This window comes from Gilliamella sp. Gris1-4 (genome assembly GCF_001690335.1).
GTDB lineage: Bacteria > Pseudomonadota > Gammaproteobacteria > Enterobacterales > Orbaceae > Gilliamella > Gilliamella apicola_P.
In genome coordinates this window covers 45,830-64,453 of sequence record NZ_LZHA01000040.1, presented here as the reverse complement: position 1 = coordinate 64,453, position 18,624 = coordinate 45,830, and the positions used below count along the sequence as shown (strand labels likewise).

The following is an 18,624-nucleotide window of genomic DNA, read 5'->3' as shown; positions in this document are numbered from 1 at the left end:
CGGCAATACTCGTATCATCCTGATACTCGCCTCTACGAGGCCATCTTCGCTATGCTCAGATGTTCAAATTTGTTCCAGACAAATTTGTCCTCCGCCGTCGCTCGGTCTTAACGCACCGTTTGTGGACGCGTTCCCGACGCACCACAAACTCGCCAAACATCCCTGTTTGGCGTGCTAACCTCGCTCTGTTGTCGGCACATTCTGACGCCGTAACAAGACAACAACATAACCTTGAGTGGCTTTTATGAGTCACTTTTTTATAAAAAACACTGCAAAAACCACAAAAAATTGCTCCGGTAGATTATTGATTTTATTGAGTTTTTTATTTTGCCGTTTTCAAAAAAAATCAATCACTTACACAACCTAAGCAAAGCACCAACATAAAACAAACCAACAAAATCACGAACAGCGCCCTAATAACAGCAAATTAACCGCTCTAAACCCTTTTTTTAACAAAAATTTAAAATCAAATAAAATCAATACATTAAAAAACAGTTCAAAAAAAGGGTTTTCAAAGCCAAAATTGTTGTTTATCTTTATATAACAAGATTTATCAAATCTTGAGTTCTACCTTAACGCCGTATAGGCGGTTTAGAAAAGATGCACCCCTTGGGTTGAAATGGGGTATGACCCTTAACGCCGTATAGGCGGTTTAGAAAGTTATCAGGTGTATCTGCCGGAAGAATGCTTACCTTAACGCCGTATAGGCGGTTTAGAAAGCATACCACTGCATCATCTCACGACGCCCCTCCCTTAACGCCGTATAGGCGGTTTAGAAAATTAGAGTTAGATAGTCAACCATGATCATGCCCCTTAACGCCGTATAGGCGGTTTAGAAAGCATATCAGGAGTTATTAAGACATTTTTATATCCTTAACGCCGTATAGGCGGTTTAGAAAAAGCTGATGATGTTGAACTTTGCTTTTAATTCCCTTAACGCCGTATAGGCGGTTTAGAAAAAAGCGTGAGTACATTTTACAAATGCAATGGCCCTTAACGCAGTGCAGGCGTTTAATGCAAATAAAATAAACAAGATAATTATAAAAACATAATATCTTCCCAAAAAAGAGGGTTATGTTGTTTGTCTTGTTCCGGCGTCAGAATGTGCCGACAACAGAGCGAGGTTAGCACGCCAAACAGGGAAGTTTGGCGAGTTTGTGGTGCGTCGGGAACGCGTCCACAAACGGTGCGTTAAGACCGAGCGACGGCGGAGGGGCGCCGAAGGCCACATTCTGCAGCCAAAGCGTGGGTTGTCAGGGAATTCGCTTTAATTCCCTGACTCGGACGTGGGCACTGTAGCCATTTTGTTCCCCCAAAGCCCAAACGTCCGAAACTACTGCACCCAACCTATTTTATCCACCAACAAAAAACCCCCTATTTTGACAAAAAATCGCTCCGGTAGACTATTGATTTTATTAAAGTTTTGTGCGGTGTTTTTATCAAATAAAAACACCCCCAAAAAAACATTATTTAGCCAAATTTAAAATAGTAGCAATGACCTGCTTGCTATAAATGTCACTCATTTGCCAATCAATCGCATTTTGCGCTGCGTTATCAATCACTGGTTTTAACTCATGCTCATTTATATGAAGTTGCTCAAGTGTAGTTGGTGTGCCTATTTTGTTAAACCAAGCTCTTAATGCTTCAATACCTTGTTCAGCCGTTGATAAACCAAAAATCTCTTTAGCAAAACGTTGGAACTGTTTTGGATTACGATCGTGATACCATGTCATCCAAGCGGGCATAACTACCGATAACCCCGCACCATGAGGAACATCACAAATGGCACTCATGGCGTGCTCAATCATATGATTTGGGTAACTAAATCCAGCGGTGCCTACATACGTTAAACCATTTAAAGCTAGCGTTGCCGCCCAAGCAAATTCACCACGTGCATCTAAATCATTGGGATTTTGCAGTAGCCGTTCAGTTGTTCGCATTACGGTTTTTATATTGGCTTCGATTTGTAAATTAATCAGTTCGGGTTGCACAGTTGCAGTAAAGTAGCCCTCAATAGAATGAGCAATAATGTCAGCGGCAGAATACACTAGATAATCGCGACTGATTGTGGTTTGAAGTTGAGGATTAATTACCGATACTTTTGGAAATAAACTAAAACCATGAATTGGATATTTTTGTTTAGTTTCTTCGTTTGTGACAACACCACCATTGTTCATTTCACTACCGGTTGCAGCTAAGGTCATTATATCAAATATATTAAGTGCTTTGGTTATTGGGGAGCCAGTAAAGAAGTCCCATACATCTCCATCGTATAAACTACCAGCGGCAATCGCTTTTGCACTATCTAAGCAGGAGCCACCACCAATACTAAGTACGCTATCAGCGCCAAATTTTTTAGCGATAGTGATTCCTTCTTGAACTTTGCTTAAAACGGGATTACTTTTAATTTTACTACATTCGGTGAATTCAATGCCGTATTCACGCAGGCTTGCTGTTACATTATCAAATAAACCAGATTGTTTGATGCGATCACTACCAAAGACAATTAATACTCTTTTGGCACCAAACTCCTTCATATAGCGACCCATGTTTTTTTCTTTATCGATACCAAATTCTATACGCGTTGGGTTTTGAAAACTAAATTCATACATCGTGTTATTCCTTATACTAGACGTTTAATAAAAATTAGTCGGTTAGATCCCACCAAAATTTTGCTGTGGCACCGCCATCAATTAACATATCACTACCAGTAATATAAGCTCCTTTTTCGGACATAATGAGTTCGGCTAGGTTGGCAATTTCATCTGGCGATCCACCACGACCTACGGGTAATTCTTTAAGCATTTTGCGGTAAAAATCTTTACGATCGCCATTGAGTTCTTTATTGGCTAAAGGTGTATGGATAATATCTGCACTAATACAGTTTATTCTTGCACCACGATGCCCCCAGTTGACCGCTTCTGCCTGTACTCTTAAGGCATTTCCTCTTTTGGCTAGTTGATAAGCTTTTAAACTATCATTTACTTCTTTAATAAAAGGTAAATCGAGTAATGCTTCTGTGGGTGTTAAGGCTAGGGCTTTAGTTTGTTCCAATGTAAACGGGTCTAAGCGATGTGATGATTGTGAACCAATGACCAAAGCCGAACTACCTTTTGCCATTACCCCACTAAATGCATCAAATAACAGAGCGTTACCATATAAAGAGTTAGATGAACATCGCTTAATTGGTATGAGAATATCCTCACAGCACGGCACTGAATTGCCGTGGGAATTTTTACAAGCAGGTAAAATGGTTAAATACCATCCGCATTCGCAATTTATAATTAATAATCATTTGCGTAAGCAAGCAGCTTTAGATGGTTTAGGCATCACTTGGACGGCTAAAGCCGATGTTGAAAAGGAATTAGCATCGGGTGAATTAGTTGAGTTGTTAACCGAGTTTGCTATCACTTATGACTCTTTTTACCTTTACTACCCAAGTCGCAAAGGACATTCAAATATTTTTAAATTGATTGTTGACGCATTAAAGTATTAAAGTATTAGCCATTAACCTCTAAATTGTTAAATATAAATTGCAGTTTTGCATAAATTTGGTGCAAATTGCCCCAATGAGTGTTGTTATTCGTTTATTATGTCTCAATGATAGACAATTATAATTATTTTTAATTAGTATTTTTACTTGAAAACAGTAATTATAGCGCCTTTTATCAATTACAATTTTACACTATGGCATAGTACTTGCTTTATTTTTATCTAAACGTTGTTGAAAACAGCATAATTAAAGTTCACTAATAGGGTAGTTGTATTTATAATTATAGAAATAAATTAAGAGGAGACATGCATATGGAAAATCATAGCAGTAGTACCGTTGCTTTTGTTAAAAATCGGCGTGCTTCATTAATCAGTGCTATTTTTTTAATGGCAACATCAGCAATTGGCCCGGGCTTCATTACTCAAACCGCTACCTTCACCGTTACGCTTGGTACTGCTTTTGGATTTGGTATTTTGGCTTCTATTATTATCGATTTTGTTGTTCAGCAAAATATTTGGCGAATTGTGGCATTAACCAAAATGAACTCTTCAGATATAGCTAATGCAACCATTCCATTTAGTGGTTATTTGCTGGCAGTGCTAATTATATTTGGCGGATTAGTGTTTAATATTGGTAATATTGCCGGCGCAGGATTAGGCTTAAATGCGCTTGTTGGGCTTGATCCTAAATGGGGCGGAGCAATTAGTGCATTTTTAGCGGTTTATATCTTTTCGTCGCGTAAAGCCAGTAATTTTATTGATCGTTTAATGATTGGTTTTGGCTTGTTGATGATTTTTTTGACACTGTTTGTGGTGTTCGCATCGCATCCACCGATTGGTCAAGCTTTAAAAGAAACAGTGCTTCCAAGCCATGTTGATTTTGCTTCAATTACGACCATAGTTGGTGGAACAGTTGGCGGTTATATTTCTTACGCAGGAGCTCACCGTTTGCTTGATAAGGGTATGGTTGGTGCTGAGCATATTGATTATGTGTCTGGTGCTGCAACTAAAGGAATTATGGTTGTTGGCTTGATGCGTTATATCTTATTTTTAGCCATTCTAGGTGTCGTGGCAAGCGGTGTGACAATTGATATTTCAAGTTATGCAGCTAACCCTGCCTCGCAAGCATTCCAAGCGGCTTTGGGTGAGTTTGGATTGCGCCTTTTTGGTTTGATTTTATGGGCAGCAGCCATCACTAGTGTTATTGGGGCAGCTTATACTTCAATGACGTTTATTACTCCGTTTAAACGCACTATTACAGACAGGCAACGTCAGTTTGCTACCATTATTTTTATTGTTGTTTCGCTTGCAATTTATTTAATTATGGGGACTGCGCCAGTATCATTATTAGTCTTTGCTGGTGGTTTTAATGGTTTAGTTTTACCGCTTGGGTTAACTATTTTTGTATATATTGGTTGGCGACGAGCTGATCTTATGTCTGGATATCATTATCCAAGATGGTTATTGTTGTCAGGTTTAGTTGTGTGCGCAATTACTTGGTATATGGGCATAATGTCGGTTGCGACTATTTTTAACTATTTAAAATAGAGGACAATATGGCAATCACTAAATGTATTGATTTAAATAGTGACCTTGGTGAGAGTTTTGGTCAATGGCAAATGGGTAATGACGAGGCAATGCTAAAAGTTGTTAGCAGTGCCAATGTCGCTTGTGGATTTCATGCTGGTTCTCCAGCAGGTATTTTAAAAACATTGAAAGCGGCCAAAGCCAATAATGTCCAAGTGGGTGCTCATGTCGGTTATCCTGATTTAGTGGGATTTGGTCGTCGTAATATGGATATAGCAACTGATGAGTTAACCGCTGATGTGATTTATCAAATTGGCGCACTTAAAGGATTAGCCACATCAATCGGTACCAAAGTGAGTTACGTTAAACCACATGGCGCATTATATAACACCATTGCGCATGATAAGCGTCAGGCAATGGCGGTGATTGATGCGCTTTGTGCGGTTGATTCGACATTGACTTTGGTTGCTCTTGCAGGCTCAAAATTAATTGACTGGGCTAAAGAAAGTGGCTTAAGCGTCGTTGCTGAAGCGTTTGCCGATAGAGCTTATCATGCTGATGGTACTTTAGTTTCTCGTAAAGAGATTGGAGCGGTATTGCATGATCCTGATCTAGTTGCCGACCGTATGGTGCAATTGGTTAATGATGGTGGCGTGATGTCTATCGAAGGGCAATTTGTGCGTATTGAGGCAGGATCAATTTGTGTCCATGGCGATAGTGCTGGCGCTTTAGCGATGGCACAAAAAGTGCGACAAAAACTACAACAAAATGGCATTCATATTGCCTCGTTTACTAAAAGTAATAATAACTAAATTAGTTAATATTTTTAAAAAGTTAATTAAATTAATAAAAAAAATAAAAATATGATTAGACAACACTTTACCAAGTGGGCTATAAACTTAGTCTTTAATATGACCAAACAATATAAAATATGTATTGTTAGTGATTGGATGTTGATCATATTTCGAGGTACTTAATGCGATTTTTACCCGTTAATATCGATGCGTTTATCGTAGAATTAAACAGCCTTGAGCAAACCATGGCACTTACTGATGTGCTTCAAGGTGTTATTGCTGATTGGCATATCAAAGAAATAATCCCAGCGGCACGAACCCTATTAATCCGTTATAACCCCATTGTAACCAATGCTAATATACTTGCAAAGCAGATTGCTCAATTAGATATTTCGGCAAGTATTATGCAATCTGGCGAATTGGTAACAATACCGGTTCGCTATAATGGCGAAGATTTACCCCAAGTGGCAGACTATCTTGGCATAACGGTTGCCGAAGTTATTGCAAGGCACACTGATAACGAGTATCAAGTGGCTTTTTGTGGCTTTGCTCCAGGGTTTGCTTATATGGTATCTAAAACGGCTCAGCTTAATGTGCCACGTCGAAACTCGCCACGAGTCCGCATCCCAGCAGGATCGGTTGCTTTAGCAGGGGAATTTAGTAGTGTATACCCACAAGCAAGTCCTGGTGGTTGGCAACTTATTGGTATTACTGACACTGCAGTTTGGGACATCTATCGTGATGAGCCAGCGCTGTTCAAACCGGGTACTCGGGTTCATTTTATTGATGTAAGTCAATCGAAAACAACTTATCATTTACCTGCTCATTTATCAGCTGCTAAAAAACAAGAAGACCTTGTTGAGCAACAAGATATAACCGTATTAACGACAGGCCTGCAAACATTGTTTCAAGACAATGGTCGAATTGGGCAGGCGGCGTTAGGTATTTCTGAATCGGGAGCGATGGATAAAAGCGCATTACACAGTGCTAACCGAGTGTTAGGTAATTCAATTAATGAACCAGCGTTAGAAATTACTCAAGGCGGTTTTAGTGCACAAATAAACCGCTCCATGTTAGTTGCGGTAACAGGGGCGGTATGTGATATCACCATTACCACCGCCCAAGGCGAAACATATACTTCGCCCATGTATCGGCCAATTCAATTAGAAGTAGGTGATATTATCCGTTTAGGTAATGTAAAGTGTGGCGTTCGTAGTTATTTAGCGGTGCGTGGTGGTTTTCAAGTATCGCCAATTTTAACTAGTTGTGCTTATGATACGCTTGCACAAGTAGGACCATTGCCGCTAAAAGCAGGGCAAACATTGGCAATAAAGCAAACAAATGCGTTAAGATCCATTTCATTAACCGAAACCTCTGCTATCGATTACCCAACCAGTGAGGATGTGGTTGTTTTAGATATTGTGCTTGGGCCACGTACTGATTGGTTTACTCAGCAAGCAATAGCGCTTCTTACTTCACAGCTATGGCAAGTAACGCCAGCTTCTAACCGTATTGGATTACGCTTATCTGGTGAACAACCACTAAGTCGTGAAAAACACCAAGAATTACCGAGTGAAGGAACTTGCATCGGCGCAATCCAAATTCCTGCTAATGGGCAACCAGTACTATTTTTGAATGATCACCCTTTAACGGGTGGTTATCCTGTTATTGGTGCAGTATGTAATTATCATTTAGATTTGGCAGGTCAAATACCAGTCAATGCCAAAATAAAATTTAATCCGATAGGGATATTTAAAGAATTTGAAGGGAGTGATGTTGATCATGTCTGAAAATAATCAAACAATAACGCATAAAGTATTAATTGCTAACCGTGGCGAAATTGCCGTACGCATTGTGCGTGCTTGTCGTGATATGGGATTTTTATCTGTTGCGATTTATGCTGATGCCGATATTAACGCACTTCATGTACAAATGGCCGACGAAGCTTATGGGCTAGCAGGCAATATGCCAAGCGAAACGTATTTAGATATTGATAAAATTATTGCTATAGCTAAAAAATCAGGAGCAACGATGGTGCACCCTGGTTATGGTTTTTTATCTGAACGTGTTGAATTTGCAAAAGCGGTACAAGATGCAGGGTTAATTTGGGTTGGACCCAATCCCGAAACGATTGAAATATTAGGTGACAAAGTCAAAGCAAGGCAACTTGCATTGCAAGTGGGTGCGCCATTGGTTGTTGGAACAAAAGAACCAGCTAAAAACGCTAAAGAAGCGATCGAATTTGCCCATGCCCATGGTTTACCTATTGCTATAAAAGCCGCATTTGGTGGCGGTGGTCGAGGCTTAAAAGTAGCTTGGCAAATAGATGAAGTAGAAGAGCTTTACCATTCAGCCGTGCGTGAAGCAACTGCCGCTTTTGGGCGTGGAGAGTGCTTTTTAGAACAGTTTTTACATAATCCTAGACATGTTGAAACACAAGTTATTGCCGACAAATTAGGTCATATTGTTGTGGTAGGTACGCGTGACTGTTCATTACAACGTCGTAATCAAAAATTAATTGAAGAATCTCCCGCTCCTTTTATTAGCGAACAATTAACCGAACAAATAACCCAAGCATCAATAGCTATTTGTGCTAAAGCAAATTATGTTGGTGTAGGGACGGTTGAATTTTTGCTCAGCCAAGATGGCAAATTATCGTTTTTAGAAGTCAACACACGATTACAAGTAGAACATCCCGTAACGGAAGAAACAACAGGCATTGATCTTGTTGTTGAACAACTGCGTATTGCCCAAGGTTTGCCATTAAGCATTAATGAAACACCAAAACCTAAAGCACACGCTATTGAATTTCGTATCAATGCCGAAGATGCCGCTAATGGCTTTTTACCTGCGGCAGGTACCATTACACGCTTTGATGTGCCATTAGGAGCAGGGGTTCGCGTGGACAGTGGCGTAACGGTGGGGTCAACAATTCCTGCCACGTTTGATTCACTGATGGCAAAATTGATTGTAGTTGGTCATAATCGACAACAAGCCATTGCTAGAGCTCGCCGTGCATTAGCAGAATTTACAATTGAAGGGGTTGCAAGTGTTTTACCATTTGATCGTGCTGTGATTGAACATCCTGATTTTTGTGATGATTTTAATGTACATACTCGTTGGATCGAAACCGAATTAAATGCCACAATCACACCTGCAAAAAGGCAAATTCCTGCCAAAGAAGAAGCATTAATAAAAACCGTTATCGAAATTGACGGCAAATGCTGTAAACTGGGCTTACCAGCAAACCTATTTGCTGGATTTGCTATGCAAACCGAAGCAAACTTTACCTCATCGACTTCAACTTCTGCTAATGACGCACTATCCGATTCGGTTGTACCATCGCCTGTATCCGGTAACCTTTTTAAATGGTTAATTGATGATAAGCAAAATGTAAACGAAGGTGATGCCATTGGTATTATGGAAGCCATGAAAATGGAAGTACAAATTATTGCACATCGAAGTGGCACAGTAACCAAAACAGTCCAAGAGGGCGATTATGTTAATGCGGGTGATGCCGTTGCTGAAATTAACTAGCACCTGATTAGCTTCAATTAATCCCAATTGGGGTATATCTACAGCCTAAACTAGTATTATATAAAATGATAATACTAGTTTTTTTGTTTATGTTTAGCCATTTTTTTCGTAATTAAATCCCCTTTACTTTTATCATAGAGAATTTTCTACTTTTTGGCTGTGCTATTTTAGGGGATAGTTACAAACTAAGAATTTATTATACTTTTAATTTTTCATATAGCATGAAAATTTTATATTTTAACAATAAAAAAACCCGTCACTTGTACGGGTCTTTTTGTATTTATTGTTGGATAATTATTCAGGAATAATATCAACAATAAGTTTAGCAAATGCTTCGCTGTGTACTTGGAAGAACACTTCATGTTCACCAGTAGTACGCAGTACACCATTTGGTAAGCGAACTTCGCTTTTTGATACTTGAATACCACGAGCTTTAACAGCATCAGCGATATCACGAGTACCGATTGAACCAAATAATTTGCCTTCATCACCGGCTTTAGAAGTAATAGTTACTTTACCAAGTGCATTGATTTGAGCAACACGCTCTTCAGCTGTTTTCAATGTTTCTGCAAGCTTAGCTTCTAATTCAGCACGACGAGCTTCAAAGAATTCGATATTCTTTTTAGTTGCTGATACAGCTTTACCTTGTGGAATTAAAAAGTTACGTGCGTAACCTGCTTTAACATTAACTTGATCACCTAAGCTGCCTAAATTAGCAACTTTATCGAGTAGAATAATTTGCATTATATGTTCCCTCTGTTGCTAATTACTGATGATTATCAGTATATGGTAATAATGCCAAGTAACGAGCGCGTTTGATTGCGCGAGCTAATTGACGTTGATATTTTGCGCTAGTACCAGTGATACGGCTTGGTACAATTTTACCACTTTCTGTGATATAGCTTTTTAATAAAGAAACATCTTTATAATCAATTTCTTTAACGCCTTCTGCAGTAAAACGGCAGAATTTGCGACGACGGAAATAACGTGCCATTTGGCTATTCTCCTAATAGTTTAACTTGGTCAGCATGTAAAACAAGTTGGCTTGTTTGGTTGCGTTTAGTGTGGGTGCTTATAAAGCCACTAACTAAAACTTTGCTGCCTTTTTTTATGTAACTTAACTCTTGTTGTCCACTAACAATCACAGGCATTATGCACCATGCTTGTCTTGTAAGTTCTGCTTCGATTTGTTTAGAAACGTGTTCTAAATAAAATTGACAATGCGAGATCCCACTTGGACTGATTTTTCGTATCGGAGTTTTTTTTACAATACCCGATAACATTAAACGATTATTCGTCGGAATCATCGTCCATGTTTACTTCGTTAAAATCTTCTTCAGAACTACGACGTTCATCTTTGGCTTTTAACATAGGTGAAGCTTCAGTTACAGCGTGTTTTGTGCGCATAATTAAACTGCGAATTACTGCATCATTGAAACGGAAGCTATCTTCAAGTTCGTTAACAGCTTCTTGAGTTGCTTCAACATTCATTAACACGTAATGTGCTTTGTGCAGTTTTTCGATAGGATAGGCTAATTGACGACGACCCCAATCTTCTAAACGATGGATTTTACCACCATCAGTGGTTAACGTACCAGTATAACGTTCAATCATACTAGGTACTTGTTCACTCTGATCTGGGTGAACCATAAATACTATTTCGTAATGACGCATTATCGCTCCCTACGGATTAATCAGCTTTCTGTCGGGGCAACCGCAACCCATTGAAAGCAAGGAACATGAAAATAGGCGGTTGAAATCGACGGGGCATTATATATCAACTTATCATTTTTGACAAATGAATATACTAAGTTTAATTGCGGGTTTGTATCACTCTTTTTATAGAAAAATTTTTATTTTTATGTCAGCTTTTAAGAGAGGATATTTGTAGTATATCACATCAAAAATAAAAAATATAATAAAATCAATACTCTACCGGAGCGTTTTTTACGCCCTATCTTGATTATTTTACAAAGCATCTAAATTAATTAAATAAAAAGTTTAAAAAAAATTAATTAGTTTTCTAGTCTGCTTTTAGAAATATAAAAATGCATTTTAAAATGTAACGATTTCTATACATTTTTGTTATCAAAATATGCTATGCTTATGAGTACCTATCATTTTTACTTATAGACGTATGTATAAAAGGAGTGTTTGATGGTTCAGGAAACTATTTTTAGCAAAATCATTCGAAAAGAAATCCCAGCTGATATTGTTTTTCAAGATGATAAAGTAACGGCATTTCGTGATATTTCTCCTCAAGCGCCGACACATATTCTAATTATTCCTAACAAACTTATCCCAACGGTTAATGATATTAAGGAAGAAGATGAAACCATTATTGGGCATATGATGGTTGTTGCTGCCAAAATTGCAAAACAAGAAGGTATTGATGAAAGTGGATATCGTTTAATCATGAATTGTAATAAAGATGCAGGGCAAGAGGTTTTTCATCTTCATATGCATTTATTAGGCGGTAAAAATTTAGGTAGATTAATAGGTTAATCATGATATGAAACAGATCAAGCGTATATTTGTTGTTAGCTCATTAGCTTTTTTGTTAGCGGGTTGTCATCTTCTTGGAAACTCTCAAAAAACCGAAGTAAAACCGACTGTTGATGTTAATCAACCTGATGATACCGGTGTGATTGAAATGCCTCCTGAAATTGCTAAACAGACTGATTGGAATTCGGTATTATCACCATTTATCAGTAAATTAGTGAGTTCGTCATCTTTAGACTCAGATAATAGGTTGATTTTAATTAGCGATATCCAAAACCGTAGTGGTGATTATCTTGCCAATAATAAAATTGCTGATGCATTGCATCAATTAATGCACAAACAAAATACGTTCACTGTAGTTGATCAACAAGCGATAATCCAAGCTAAACAATCACTGGGTATTTCGACTGATGATAAGCTTGTGTCACGAGGTAAGATGATTGGTTTAGCTAAGTCGATGAATGCAAATTATGTCCTTTTTACAACAATTTATAAAGTGCCAAGCGAAAGTACTGATGCCGATTTAGCTATGGAATTACTTTCAACGAAAAGTGGCGAAATATTAATTAGAATTGCGTCGAAAGATTTTCCTAAACCGTCTGATAGCAATAGTAATGCACAATCAAAACAAATTGGAGATAATCAATAATGGGGCCGTTGTTGATTGATGTTGATGGTTTGACATTAACTCAAGACGATAAAAAGTTGCTACAAAATCCATTGGTGGCAGGGGTGATTTTATTTAGTCGAAATTACCAAGTTCCTACGCAACTATACGAATTAATTAAACAAATTCGAGCTTCCTCTTCACGGCGTTTATTAATTTCGGTCGATCATGAAGGTGGGCGAGTTCAGCGATTTAGAGAGGGGTTTACGGCAATTCCTCCTGCGCAATCGTTTGCGGCACTTAATAACCTTGAGCAAGCAAAGTCTTTGGCTTTTGATGCCGGTTGGGTTCTTGCTATGGAACTTATTGCTTTTGATATTGATCTTAGCTATGCGCCCGTTTTAGATTTAGGTCACGATTGTCTTGCTATCGGTACACGTTCTTTTCATCAAGATGTCGATATTGCTTATCAAGTTGCTTCCGCTATGATTGATGGTATGCATGCTGCAGGTATGAAAACTACAGGCAAGCATTTTCCTGGGCATGGTCATGTGATTGCTGATTCACATAAGGAAACGCCTGTAGATCATCGCGAAAAGTCGCTTATTGAACTTGATATGCAAATTTTTGCCAAATTGATTGCGGATAAAAAACTTGATGCAATCATGCCTGCTCATGTTATCTATCCTGCTTTTAATAATAAACCTGCTAGCGGTTCGCCATATTGGCTTAAAACAGTGCTTCGTGAGCAATTACATTTTGATGGTGTAATCTTTTCTGATGATTTATCAATGGAAGGTGCTTCAATAATGGGTAATTATGCTGAACGAGCCCAAACGGCATTATCAGCAGGTTGCGATCTGCTTTTAGCTTGTAATAATAGGCAAGGGACATTAGCTATTTTAGACCAATTAGCAGCATTAGATAAGATTAATTCCTTAACATCAGATAAAGCAAAATGTTTATTAACCAATACAAAAATCACCTATGTAGAATTAACAAAAAGTTCTGAGTGGCAACATCGTCGTGATAATTTATTAAAACTTAATGAAAAGTGGACAGAGTATGCAAGCAGCAATCATTGAAATGGATAATGACCAACTTCTGGTTGCCTATAATCATGTAGCTAGAGCACTATTTGCTCAAAACGATTTAGTATTAAATCAACCCTTTAATTATCAAAAGGTCTTCAATCTTGATAATACAATAAATATAGATGGACAAGATGATACGATTATTGTGTTAGATTCTCAGCACGTTTTATTGCAAAAAGTGATGGAATCATCTAAAACAATATTTATTTTACAACCAATTGAGTATTTAAAAAAAAGGTTATCAAAAATAAAGGTTGTTGGTTCTCAAGCTTTTGATATTTTTGCTAGCCAAAGTTTAGTCATGCAAAAACTTATCGCTCAAGCTAAAGCATTCTCAATGCAAAGAGAACCATTGCTTATCTCTGGCGAAACTGGTACAGGTAAAGATTTACTTGCTAATGCTTGTCATCAATACAGTTCACGTGGCGATCAGGCTTTTCTAGCATTAAATTGTGCAGCTATGCCTGATGAGGTTGTTGAAAGTGAATTATACGGGCATGCAGCTGGCGCTTATCCTGGCGCTATTGAGGGTAAAAAAGGCTTTTTTGAACAAGCCAACGATGGCTCAGTATTGCTTGATGGCATTGATGAGATGTCTTTTCAAATGCAAACTAAATTATTACGTTTTATCAATGATGGCTATTTCCGCCGTGTGGGTGATGATAATGAAGTTTATGTCGATGTTAGAATTATTTGTGCAACAAAAGTCGATTTAGCTGATTTGGTTGAACAAGGTAAATTTAGAAAAGATCTTTATTATAGGCTGAATGTATTATCGCTTAATCTACCTTCTTTACAAGAACGCAAAGATGATATAACTCAACTTACGCATATTTTTGTAAATGAATATGCCAATAAACAAGGCATCATACCACCAACAATTGACGATAATGTTATTGATAATTTGACCCGTTACTCATGGCCAGGTAATGTAAGACAACTTAAAAACGTACTTTATTCGGCATTAGCGCAATTGACCTCGCCTAGGTTAACGGTCAAAGACATTGTGTTACCGACTCCAATCACATCGCAATTATCGTGGGTCAACAATATTGAAAATAAAACTCTTGATGAAATAACTAAACAGTTTGAAAAAGAGATCTTATTAAAATTATATGATCAATACCCAAGCTCAAGAAAGCTGGCCAAAAGATTAGGTGTGTCGCATACAGCGATTGCAAATAAGTTGCGGGATTATGGGATAGGGCGGTAAATTTGTTTAATAGCACTAAAAGAGTTTTAGTAACAGGAGGAGCAGGATTTATTGGTTCTGCTGTCATTCGATATATTATCGAACATACTCAAGATTATGTCATTAATATTGATAAATTAACCTATGCGGCAAATTTGAACTCGCTAGCAATGGCTTCTAGCAGTGAAAGATATATTTTTGAACAAGTTGATATTTGTAATCGACAAGCATTGGATCGTGTATTTCAACAATATCACCCCGATGCTGTGATTCATTTAGCGGCTGAAAGCCATGTAGATAATTCAATAACCAGTCCTATTGCTTTTATTGAAAGTAATATTATAGGAACTTTTACACTTTTAGAAGCTTCTCGAAATTATTGGAATAATTTGTCTGATGAGAATAAAGAGAAATTTCGTTTTATCCATGTATCAACTGATGAAGTTTATGGTGATCTAGGTAGTACGAAATCATTTTTTACAGAGGTAACACCCTACTCACCAAGCAGTCCTTATTCCGCTTCTAAAGCATCAAGTGATCATTTAGTTAAAGCATGGTATCGCACATATGGTTTACCAACTATTATAACACATAGTACCAATAATTATGGACCTTACCAGCATACTGAAAAACTGATCCCATCTGTAATTTTTAAGGCACTGGCAGGCAAGCCCATATCCATTTATGGCGATGGTTTACAAATACGTGATTGGATATATGTAGAAGATAATGTCAAAGCTATATATTCTGTTTTAAAGAAAGGTAAAATTGGCGAGACTTATAATATTGGTGCAAATAGCGAATATACGAACTTAGATACAGTACAAATTATTTGCTCAATGATGGATGGACTTATTCCAAAACGTCCAAATGGAATCAAACGATATCAAGATTTAATTCAATTTATATCTGATAGACCTGGCCATGATTATCGATATGCTATCGATCCATCGAAAATACAAAAACAGTTAGGCTGGAAGCCACAAGAAAAGTTTGAAAGTGGTTTGAGAAAAACCGTTGAATGGTATTTAAATAACATAAGAGTGATAGGATAAATTTATGTTACCTAGTGTGTCAATTGTAGTGCCTGTTTATAATGTGGAAAAGTATTTGCGGCAATGTTTAGACAGTATTATAAATCAGTCATTAACCAATATAGAAATAATTTGTGTAAATGACGGTTCTACTGATAATTCACTTGCAATTTTACAAGAATATGCCGATAAAGATTCGAGAGTTCGTATCATTGATAAGTTAAATAGTGGTTATGGTCATTCAATGAATGTTGGTATTCAACAATGCGTTGGTGAATATATAGGCATTGTTGAATCTGATGATTTTGCTGAGCCTGATATGTTTGAATCGTTATATAAAGTAGCTGTCGAGAATGATTTAGATATTGCAAGATGTCATTTTTTTACATTTATGCAAAAAGATAGCTCAATTAAAAAGATTGATTCATATCAAATGAAAAGTCACGTCTTAATTAATCCGCAAAATGATTCATCCCCATTTTTACAATGGCCATCAGTGTGGGCTAATCTTTATAAGCGATCATTTATTCAGAAAAATAACCTGAAATTTTTAGAAACACCTGGTGCATCATATCAAGATACAGCATTTAGCTTTAAAGTCTATGCCTGCGCAACACGAATGATGCTTATTGATACTCCATTAATTTATTATCGAATACATGATCAGTCATCAATAAAGAGTAAAGACAAGGTATTTTGTATTTGCGATGAATTTAATGAAATAATAACTTTTTGTAAAAATAAAAGGTTATATGAAAAACTAAAATTCTTAATTTGTCATCTTCAATACAAAAGTTATAAATGGAATTATAATCGATTAGAAATGCCTTATCGTTATCAATTTCTTTTACATATGTCTAAAGAAATACGTGAAAATAAACAAATTTATTGCAAAAAAAATCCTTTTTTTTCTTTTAAAGATATTAAAAAAATTTTGGTTATTCGATTTTTACCGTTATTGTATAAGTATAGGTGTAAACTATAGTTTTAATCTAATTTTTAGATTTCTACAAAATTATAAATGCTAATAATTTAATTGACACTATAAATTGTTTTTGTATTTTATTGCTACTAATAAGTTAGTAGATATTAAGTTCAAATAGTTTGATTGAAAACCATTTATGAAAATGCGAATGAAATTTATAAAAAAATAATATCATATTATTTATTAAGGAATAGTTATGGGATTTAGAAATTGGTTTTTTTCCAAAATTTATACTGATAATAAAAAAGTTAAACATCAAGTTTTAGATATAAATTGTAAATTAGATGAATTAAATCAAAAAATATCTTCGATTACTGAATATTTTCATTTTTTAGAAAAAGATGAAAAGCATAATGAATTGTTACAAAGAATAGTTTTTTTAGAAGAAAAATTAGAACTAATACATAGGTTAATTGAGAAAAATACTAATTTGGATATCGATATTCGTAATTTGAACCAAACAGTTAATCTTATTTCAACGAATAGATCAATTAATAAAAAACAAAAGATTACATGTTTGTTTTTAGTACATAATATTGAGTCATGGGATAGTATTTTTTCTATTTATCAAGAGATGCTTAAACGTAACCAATTTAATGTCATTGTTGCATCAATAAATCGGCGATATCCGGGAAGTCAAGTATTTAAAGATGAAGAATATGTGCATAATATTTTATTACAATTAGGTGTACCTCATTTGAGGTTCAATAATGATAACTCATATGACGATTTAAATATTATTAAAACATTGGCTCCTCATGTGATTTTTAGACAATCACAATGGGATTATGATATTCCCCCTGCTTTTAGCACAGATAATTTAAGATTCACAAAACTATGTTTAGTTCCATATGAAATTATGAATTTTGTTCAATTGGGATTTAATCATTTATCTAGTCATTATCATAGTTCTTGTTGGAAACTTTTTGTCGCAAATCAGCAAACTAAAATTGAACAAGAACAGCATGATAAACTCAATGGACTTAATGTTTTTGTAACAGGTCATCCTAAAGTAAAAGCGTTAAAAAATGCTAAACCAAAATGGCCGATTACTTCAAATTATGAAGGCAAAAAGTTTAGAATTTTGTGGGCTTCTCATCATAGTACCGATAAAAATTGGAGTAATTTTAGTGTTTTTCTAGATATATATAATGATATGTTAAATTGGGCAAAAGAAGATGACTCAATTGAATTCGTATTTAGCCCTCATCCAGCATTAGTGACAGTTTTGGAGGCAATAACAGACGAAACTCTTAAACGTAGCGTGCAAGAATTTTTTGTAGAATGGAATAAGCTAGATAATACTTATTTTTATAGAGAAGGTCCTTATGGTCAGCTGTTTCAAGCTTCCGATATTTTAATTATGGATGGTATAAGTTGGCTATTAGAATATCAATTGATGAAAAAACCATTAATTTTTATTGAGCGTGAAGATCATTCTGCATTTACGGTGAATGGTGAGCTAATTGCAAATGGAACAAATAGAGTGTCTACATTTGAACAGGCGAAAGCATTAGCATATCGATTTAAAAATGGCGAGCCAGATTCAAATCGAAAGAATCAAGATATTGTTGTTGAGCAGTTATTGTCAATTGATAATGCTGCAGAAAATATTGTTGATTCTATAATAGATGGTTTAGAGGAAGAATAACCCTTATATTAAAAAATTAACTAAATGCATTAAAAATGCTTGTTGATATTATCAGTATTTTTAGTGTTTAAATAAATTCATATAAAAATGTTTGTAATTATACTTAGTAAACTAATTAGTTAGATGATAGTGAAATTAATTATGAAGCTTTATATACAAAGAATACATATATTGTTATAAAAGGGGTATACTATTTTTTGTGAAATTAT

General features: G+C 36.1%; 18 protein-coding genes and 1 CRISPR repeat array. Of the genes, 12 read left to right on the top strand and 6 right to left on the bottom strand.

Translation table 11 applies throughout. The annotated features are described in order from the left end of the window. Window positions 1–570: 570 nt before the first annotated feature. Window positions 571–959: a CRISPR direct-repeat array (repeat unit 28 nt; unit sequence CCTTAACGCCGTATAGGCGGTTTAGAAA). A 507-nt stretch (window positions 960–1,466) separates the two neighbouring features. Together A9G31_RS05150 and A9G31_RS05145 are read right to left on the bottom strand one after the other, a co-directional pair. Next, window positions 1,467–2,612, bottom strand: coding sequence for an iron-containing alcohol dehydrogenase (locus A9G31_RS05150; protein WP_065560736.1), 1,146 nt, complete (start codon window positions 2,610–2,612; stop codon window positions 1,467–1,469). A gap of 34 nt (window positions 2,613–2,646) precedes the next feature. Continuing rightward, window positions 2,647–3,120, bottom strand: a complete 474-nt coding sequence (locus tag A9G31_RS05145) for an SDR family oxidoreductase (protein WP_065560735.1) — start codon at window positions 3,118–3,120, stop codon at window positions 2,647–2,649. Here A9G31_RS05145 and A9G31_RS05140 point away from each other — a divergent pair. The 5 genes from A9G31_RS05140 (at window position 3,092) to A9G31_RS05120 (ending at window position 9,350) form a co-directional block, all read left to right on the top strand. Next, window positions 3,092–3,496: a LysR substrate-binding domain-containing protein gene (locus A9G31_RS05140; RefSeq protein ID WP_065560734.1), complete on the top strand. Its 405-nt coding sequence runs from the start codon at window positions 3,092–3,094 to the stop codon at window positions 3,494–3,496. The two genes, A9G31_RS05145 and A9G31_RS05140, sit on opposite strands and share 29 nt — an antisense overlap. 308 nt (window positions 3,497–3,804) lie before the next feature. Continuing rightward, window positions 3,805–5,040, top strand: a complete 1,236-nt coding sequence (locus A9G31_RS05135) for an NRAMP family divalent metal transporter (protein WP_141671385.1) — start codon at window positions 3,805–3,807, stop codon at window positions 5,038–5,040. A 14-nt stretch (window positions 5,041–5,054) separates the two neighbouring features. Then, window positions 5,055–5,831, top strand: coding sequence for a LamB/YcsF family protein (locus A9G31_RS05130; RefSeq protein ID WP_065560739.1), 777 nt, complete (start codon window positions 5,055–5,057; stop codon window positions 5,829–5,831). 164 nt (window positions 5,832–5,995) lie between these two features. After that, entirely contained in the window at window positions 5,996–7,603 is a 1,608-nt protein-coding gene (locus tag A9G31_RS05125; protein ID WP_065560732.1) for an urea amidolyase family protein, read from the top strand. Continuing rightward, entirely contained in the window at window positions 7,596–9,350 is a 1,755-nt protein-coding gene (locus A9G31_RS05120) for an acetyl/propionyl/methylcrotonyl-CoA carboxylase subunit alpha (protein WP_081299352.1), read from the top strand. The genes A9G31_RS05125 and A9G31_RS05120 overlap by 8 nt, the downstream gene beginning before the upstream one ends. Window positions 9,351–9,644: 294 nt before the next feature. Here the strand turns inward: A9G31_RS05120 and rplI are convergent, their stop codons facing one another. From rplI to rpsF, 4 genes are read right to left on the bottom strand one after another with little or no spacing between them, the layout of a single operon-like run. Continuing rightward, window positions 9,645–10,094 carry a 50S ribosomal protein L9 gene (gene rplI / locus A9G31_RS05115; RefSeq protein WP_065560730.1) on the bottom strand — a complete coding sequence of 150 codons (450 nt, stop codon included), beginning with the start codon at window positions 10,092–10,094 and terminating at the stop codon, window positions 9,645–9,647. A 22-nt stretch (window positions 10,095–10,116) separates the two neighbouring features. Continuing rightward, a complete protein-coding gene (gene rpsR, locus A9G31_RS05110; RefSeq protein WP_025314965.1) occupies window positions 10,117–10,344 on the bottom strand; it encodes a 30S ribosomal protein S18 in 228 nt (75 codons plus the stop codon). Window positions 10,345–10,348: 4 nt separating this feature from the next. Then, a complete protein-coding gene (gene priB, locus A9G31_RS05105; protein WP_065560729.1) occupies window positions 10,349–10,657 on the bottom strand; it encodes a primosomal replication protein N in 309 nt (102 codons plus the stop codon). Then, window positions 10,641–11,024: a 30S ribosomal protein S6 gene (gene rpsF / locus A9G31_RS05100; RefSeq protein WP_034914699.1), complete on the bottom strand. Its 384-nt coding sequence runs from the start codon at window positions 11,022–11,024 to the stop codon at window positions 10,641–10,643. The genes priB and rpsF overlap by 17 nt, the downstream gene beginning before the upstream one ends. A 483-nt stretch (window positions 11,025–11,507) precedes the next feature. Here rpsF and A9G31_RS05095 point away from each other — a divergent pair, with 483 nt between their 5' ends. The 7 genes from A9G31_RS05095 (at window position 11,508) to A9G31_RS05065 (ending at window position 18,415) form a co-directional block, all read left to right on the top strand. Then, window positions 11,508–11,855, top strand: coding sequence for an HIT domain-containing protein (locus A9G31_RS05095; RefSeq protein ID WP_065560728.1), 348 nt, complete (start codon window positions 11,508–11,510; stop codon window positions 11,853–11,855). Between the two features lie 7 nt (window positions 11,856–11,862). Further along, window positions 11,863–12,501, top strand: a complete 639-nt coding sequence (locus A9G31_RS05090) for a hypothetical protein (protein ID WP_065560727.1) — start codon at window positions 11,863–11,865, stop codon at window positions 12,499–12,501. Continuing rightward, window positions 12,501–13,544, top strand: a complete 1,044-nt coding sequence (nagZ, locus tag A9G31_RS05085) for a beta-N-acetylhexosaminidase (protein WP_065560726.1) — start codon at window positions 12,501–12,503, stop codon at window positions 13,542–13,544. The genes A9G31_RS05090 and nagZ overlap by 1 nt, the downstream gene beginning before the upstream one ends. After that, window positions 13,525–14,766, top strand: coding sequence for a sigma 54-interacting transcriptional regulator (locus tag A9G31_RS05080; protein ID WP_065560725.1), 1,242 nt, complete (start codon window positions 13,525–13,527; stop codon window positions 14,764–14,766). Before nagZ ends, A9G31_RS05080 begins: the two co-directional genes overlap by 20 nt. 2 nt (window positions 14,767–14,768) lie before the next feature. Continuing rightward, complete coding sequence (gene rfbB, locus A9G31_RS05075) at window positions 14,769–15,800, top strand: dTDP-glucose 4,6-dehydratase (RefSeq protein ID WP_065560724.1); 1,032 nt, start codon at window positions 14,769–14,771, stop codon at window positions 15,798–15,800. A 4-nt stretch (window positions 15,801–15,804) separates the two neighbouring features. Then, window positions 15,805–16,764: a glycosyltransferase gene (locus tag A9G31_RS05070; RefSeq protein WP_065560723.1), complete on the top strand. Its 960-nt coding sequence runs from the start codon at window positions 15,805–15,807 to the stop codon at window positions 16,762–16,764. A gap of 196 nt (window positions 16,765–16,960) precedes the next feature. Continuing rightward, window positions 16,961–18,415: a hypothetical protein gene (locus tag A9G31_RS05065; protein WP_065560722.1), complete on the top strand. Its 1,455-nt coding sequence runs from the start codon at window positions 16,961–16,963 to the stop codon at window positions 18,413–18,415. The last annotated feature ends 209 nt before the right edge of the window (window positions 18,416–18,624 follow it).